General features: G+C 43.6%; 3 protein-coding genes, 1 tRNA gene and 1 pseudogene. 4 read left to right on the top strand and 1 reads right to left on the bottom strand.

Translation table 11 applies throughout. The features are described 5' to 3' along the window. Positions 1 to 136 precede the first annotated feature (136 nt). Positions 137 to 268: pseudogene (locus IM450_RS13695) on the bottom strand (6-carboxytetrahydropterin synthase); the annotation flags it as partial. Positions 269 to 719: 451 nt separating this feature from the next. Here IM450_RS13695 and IM450_RS13700 point away from each other — a divergent pair. The 4 genes from IM450_RS13700 to IM450_RS13715 all read left to right on the top strand — a co-directional run. Next, positions 720 to 1403 (top strand): PHP domain-containing protein, encoded by a 684-nt coding sequence (locus IM450_RS13700; protein ID WP_287665657.1) that lies wholly within the window; start codon positions 720 to 722, stop codon positions 1401 to 1403. A 215-nt stretch (positions 1404 to 1618) separates the two neighbouring features. Beyond that, positions 1619 to 3517 (top strand): NAD(P)H-quinone oxidoreductase subunit F, encoded by a 1899-nt coding sequence (locus IM450_RS13705; protein ID WP_287665660.1) that lies wholly within the window; start codon positions 1619 to 1621, stop codon positions 3515 to 3517. Between the two features lie 331 nt (positions 3518 to 3848). Continuing rightward, positions 3849 to 3920, top strand: a tRNA-Thr gene (locus IM450_RS13710). A gap of 132 nt (positions 3921 to 4052) precedes the next feature. Then, on the top strand, positions 4053 to 4879 hold an 827-nt coding region (locus IM450_RS13715), incomplete at its 3' end, for a lipid kinase (protein ID WP_287665663.1).

The following is a 4879-nucleotide window of genomic DNA, read 5'->3' on the forward strand; positions in this document are numbered from 1 at the left end:
AACTTTAAACTCTAAGACAAACATTTTACGCAGGGGGGACTTAGACAAAATCAGTATAGCACAATAAAAGTTAAGTTAACAAGATATAGTTTAAAAAGCCGTCCTAAAAGGACGGGGCTTTAACCCAAAATTTCGGTAAATGATTACTTTTCACATAGACGCGCCCCAGCCAACTATGACCGTGGAGACGGCGACATTTACCTTCATAATGGGGTAAATGATGGGCTGCTTCAAAGCGAAATTCTTTGTAAATAATCCATTCTGCCATGGTTAATTGGTCGATACTATCGGTTAGATCTGGTTTATTTATTTCGCCACCGATAGTTATCCATAATATGGACGAATTAAGGGTTTTAGGGTCTTGTTTCGGGAAACAGGTGCAAGATTTTGAGTCCTGTAGGGGTGAAGTATTCAGGCATAACCTATCGCTGAAACCGTAGATTTCCTATCCGAATGCTTCGCCCCTAACTTTTCAGCATACCCTACATAGCTTAAAAATTCTCGGTGACTCAATTGGCTTTGAGCTAAATCTGCTTGTAGGGGCAGCGATAACCGATAATCAGCGCGGAGACTGAAGAAGGCTCCGATTCCCGCTTAATATTCATTGACGAACAGTCTCTAAAGGTGTTAGCGGTAACAGCAGCTACCCAATTTTTTTTGGTATTTGCTATGCTGATTGTTAACAATTTGTAATCTTTGGGAAATTTCCTTAATACTGCATGGTCGTTTCTGCTACAATTCCACCCCTAGCTCAAGATACCCTCGCCCTGAAAGCGGTGTGGGCAAATATTGGCTATGATAGTTGTCCCCACCATTACAATTTCCATCTTCACACCCATTGTTCCGATGGTCAAATGAGTCCCCAGAACTTGATGACACAAGCGTTAGATATCGGACTAAAAGGATTAGCAATTACCGATCATCACTCGATCGAAGGTTATCGACAAGCCCAAATTTGGCTGGAAAATCAGCATTTAAAGAGTTCTCTACCCCATCTCTGGACAGGGGTAGAAATTACGGCGAATCTCTTAGAGACAGAAGTGCATATTCTTGGCTATGGTTTCGATCCCGCTCATGCCGTCTTGACTCCCTATCTGCAAAGAGCCAAACCAGAAGGAGATCTGGCTTTAGCCTCTAGAGTCATTAACAGTTTACAGCAAGCGGGGGCCTTAGTGGTTCTGGCCCATCCCTTTCGTTACCATCGCCCCGCGGCCGATTTAGTGGCGGCGGCGGTAGAATTGGGTATTGATGGTATTGAGGCTTTTTATGCCTACGGCAATCCCAAACCCTGGCTGCCGAGTCAACCGGAAACCGAACAAGCTCTCGCTCTTAGTCGTCAATATCAATTATTCGCCACCTGTAGCACCGATTCCCACGGTAAATCTTTATTACAGCGCATTTAGCCTGATCGCGGGATTAACTGTAAAATACCTAAATTGACTAAACTCGATCCCTGCTCGATCGAGTATTGGTTTTTTATGGCCGTTGATCAGTGATCAGTAATCAGTAACCAGTGAAAGAGCCTAAATTTGTTGAAAATTGAAAACCTAAACCTGATAACTTAAAACTTAAACCTGATCACTGATAACTGATAACTGATAACTGAATAACCCCCCGAATGAAAGATTTATTCCTTGACACTTGCTGGTTAATTCCCATTTATGGCTTAATTGGTTCGATTTTAACCCTACCTTGGTCTTTAGGCATTATTAGTCGCACCGGTCCGCGGCCGGCGGCTTATATTAATCTATTGATGACCGTCTTAGGGTTAATACACGGAACAATCGCTTTTAATCAAATTTGGCATCGAGAGACGATTAAACTGGCTTTTGAATGGGTAAAAGTGGCCGATCTTAGTTTATCTCTTTCGATCGAACTTTCTCCCGTCAGTTTGGGGACGCTGGAAGTGATTACCCTCGTCAGTCTCTTGGCCCAAATCTATGCCCTTGGCTACATGGAAAAGGATTGGTCTTTGGCGAGATTTTATGGCTTAATGGGCTTTTTTGAGGCAGCTTTAGGGGGAATTGCCCTCAGTGACTCCCTACTATTCAGTTACGCTTTCCTAGAGATGTTAACGGTCTCTACCTATCTCCTCGTCGGTTTTTGGTATGCTCAACCTTTGGTCGTAACTGCGGCCCGAGATGCCTTTTTAACCAAGCGCGTCGGCGATATTATTTTATTGATGGGTTTGGTGGCTCTGTCCAGTTACGGAGAGGGATTGAGTTTTTCTCAGTTAGAAAATTGGGCGGTAAATAACCCTGTACCGCCTCTGACGGCGACTTTGTTAGGATTAGCCCTTATTGCTGGTCCAACGGGTAAATGCGCCCAATTTCCCCTGAATTTGTGGCTAGATGAGGCGATGGAGGGACCAAATCCAGCCGGAATCCTGCGGAATTCGATCGTGGTTTCGGCCGGGGCCTATGTTTTAATTAAGCTGCAGCCGGTGTTTACCCTATCTCCGATCGCTGCCAATGTTTTAATAGTGTTGGGGACAATGACGGCCATTGGGACTTCTCTGATGGCCTTGTCCCAAATTGATATTAAACGCGCTTTATCCCACTCCACCAGTGCCTATCTCGGTTTGGTCTTTGTGGCGGTGGGATTAGGTCATGTGGATATCGCTTTACTAATTTTATTCTCCCATGCGGTGGCAAAAGCCTTATTGTTTATGAGCGCAGGAGCATTAATTCTCACCACCAGTAACCAAAATATCACGGAAATGGGGGGAATTTGGTCAAGAATGCCAGCCACGACCACGGCTTTTTTAGGAGGTTCCGCGGGGATGACGGTTTTAATGCCCCTAGGGATGTTTTGGACGTTAAAACGGTGGTTAAGTGGCGAATGGGCGATTCCTTGGTGGTTATTAGCGGTTTTAATCTTTGTTAATTGTCTTAGCATCGTCAATCTTACTCGGGTCTTTCGTTTAGTCTTTTTGGGACAAACCCAAAGTAAAACCCATCGCACCCCGGAAGTGGCTTGGCCAATGGCTTTGCCCATGGTATCATTGATTTTAATCGTTTTATTGGCCCCGATTATTCCCCTACGTTGGGATTTTTGGCTATCTTTCACCAATCCCCTCCTTAATAACCGGAGTTTCACTATTGTCTGGGGTTTTCCCTTACTGATGGCCTCTGGAGTAATTGGCCTAGTTATCGGGTCAATGGTAGAGTTAAGACGAGCTTGGGCCAGACCAACCGGGTTAATACTGCGATTCCTGCAAGATTTGTTCGCTTATGACTTTTATCTCGATCGCATCTATCAGTTTACCGTGGTTTTAGCGGTGGGAAGCTTGTCCAAAATTACCGCTTGGCTCGATCGTTATATTATTGATGGTCTGGTTAATTTGGTCAGTTTAGCGACGATTTTTAGCGGCAGTGCCTTAAAGTATAATGTTTCCGGTCAATCACAATTTTATGTCTTGACTATTCTCTTCGGAATAGGGGGATTAATCTGGCTCTTATTAAACGGTCAATGGTCAGTGATAACTAATTATTGGTCATCCCTTTTGACTCATTGAATGTCTGTGTATCGGTCCCTAGTCTCCTGGCAGCTGACTGGGGAAGGAAAGCAGGGTGATGAATATGCTCGACAAGAAAAAATATCCACACTTCGACAAGGCTCAGTGACCACTTGGTCTATTTAGGGTCTGCTGAATAAATCTAAAAACCTTGTTGGATAAGAATTTTAGACTTTTTTCCCATCAAAAAGTGCCAGACTTTGGGGTGATCGGGGGGGAAATTTAGGCACTTTTTCCCTGAAAATGGGTAAAACCCTACACCCCACACCCTGCCCCCACGAAAAACTTTTTCAGCAGACCCTATTTATGTTATAATGGGTTGGTAAAAAATGCTGGTGTAGCTCAGTGGTAGAGCAGCTGATTTGTAATCAGCCGGTCGCGGGTTCAAATCCCATCACCAGCTTGTGGGAAAACCAACTGTTTTCAGTCCCTACAAGGCTTTGGTGGCTCGGGTTGCGGCCAAGTCTATATACAATCTCTCAAAAAGCTGGTGTTGGTCTATCTTCAGATATTGATGCTACTGAGAAACTTACCTATGACTAAAAGAGCTTTACTGCTAATCAATCGTCACTCGCGCAAGGGTAAAGAAAACTTTGCTCAAACTGTCGATCTGCTCAATCATTGGGATTTTGAAATTATCAGCGTCCCTTTGAAAAAGGTAGAAGATATACCTTTTTTGATGGAAAAATATCGCTCTAATATTGATTTAGTTATCGTCGGTGGTGGCGATGGGACTCTTAATGCTATGGTGGATGTGTTGGTAGAAACTCAACTGCCCCTAGGCATTATACCTTTGGGAACGGCTAATGATTTAGCCAGGACTTTAGGGATACCGAATTCTATTGCCGAAGCCTGTCGAATTATTGCGGAAGGTAATTTAAAATATATCGATCTAGGTTGGGTAAATAATAAATACTTTTTCAACGTGGCTAGTTTAGGATTAAGTGTGAAAATTACCCAAAAACTGAACAAGGGTTTAAAGCGACGTTTGGGGATTTTGGCCTACGCTTGGACAGCTTTACAGGTATTAAGTAAAACTCGTCCTTTTACCGCTATGATCGGTATTGATGGCCAAAATATCAAAGTTAAAACCCTACAAATAGCGATCGGAAATGGTCGTTATTATGGGGGAGGAATGCCGATCGCTCATGATGCCCAAATCGACGATCAAAGATTAGATTTATATAGCCTAGAAATTGAACACTGGTGGCAAATTTTCCAGCTTTTATGGACATTACCGCGAGGACAACAGGGTTTATTATCTTGGGTGAGAACTCTTAAGGGGAAAGAAATTCAAATTCAGACTCGTAAACCCCATAGTATCAACACCGATGGCGAAATTACTAGCACTACTCCCGCCAT

The sequence above is a fragment of the Microcystis sp. M083S1 genome (genome assembly GCF_020246405.1).
Lineage (GTDB): Bacteria > Cyanobacteriota > Cyanobacteriia > Cyanobacteriales > Microcystaceae > Microcystis > Microcystis aeruginosa_C.

Excerpts from the sequence above, each read along its gene's own strand:
- IM450_RS13705 (WP_287665660.1), top strand. The coding sequence starts at position 1,619 with ATGAAAGATTTATTCCTTGACACTTGCTGGTTAATTCCCATTTATGGC.
- IM450_RS13700 (WP_287665657.1), top strand. The coding sequence starts at position 720 with ATGGTCGTTTCTGCTACAATTCCACCCCTAGCTCAAGATACCCTCGCC.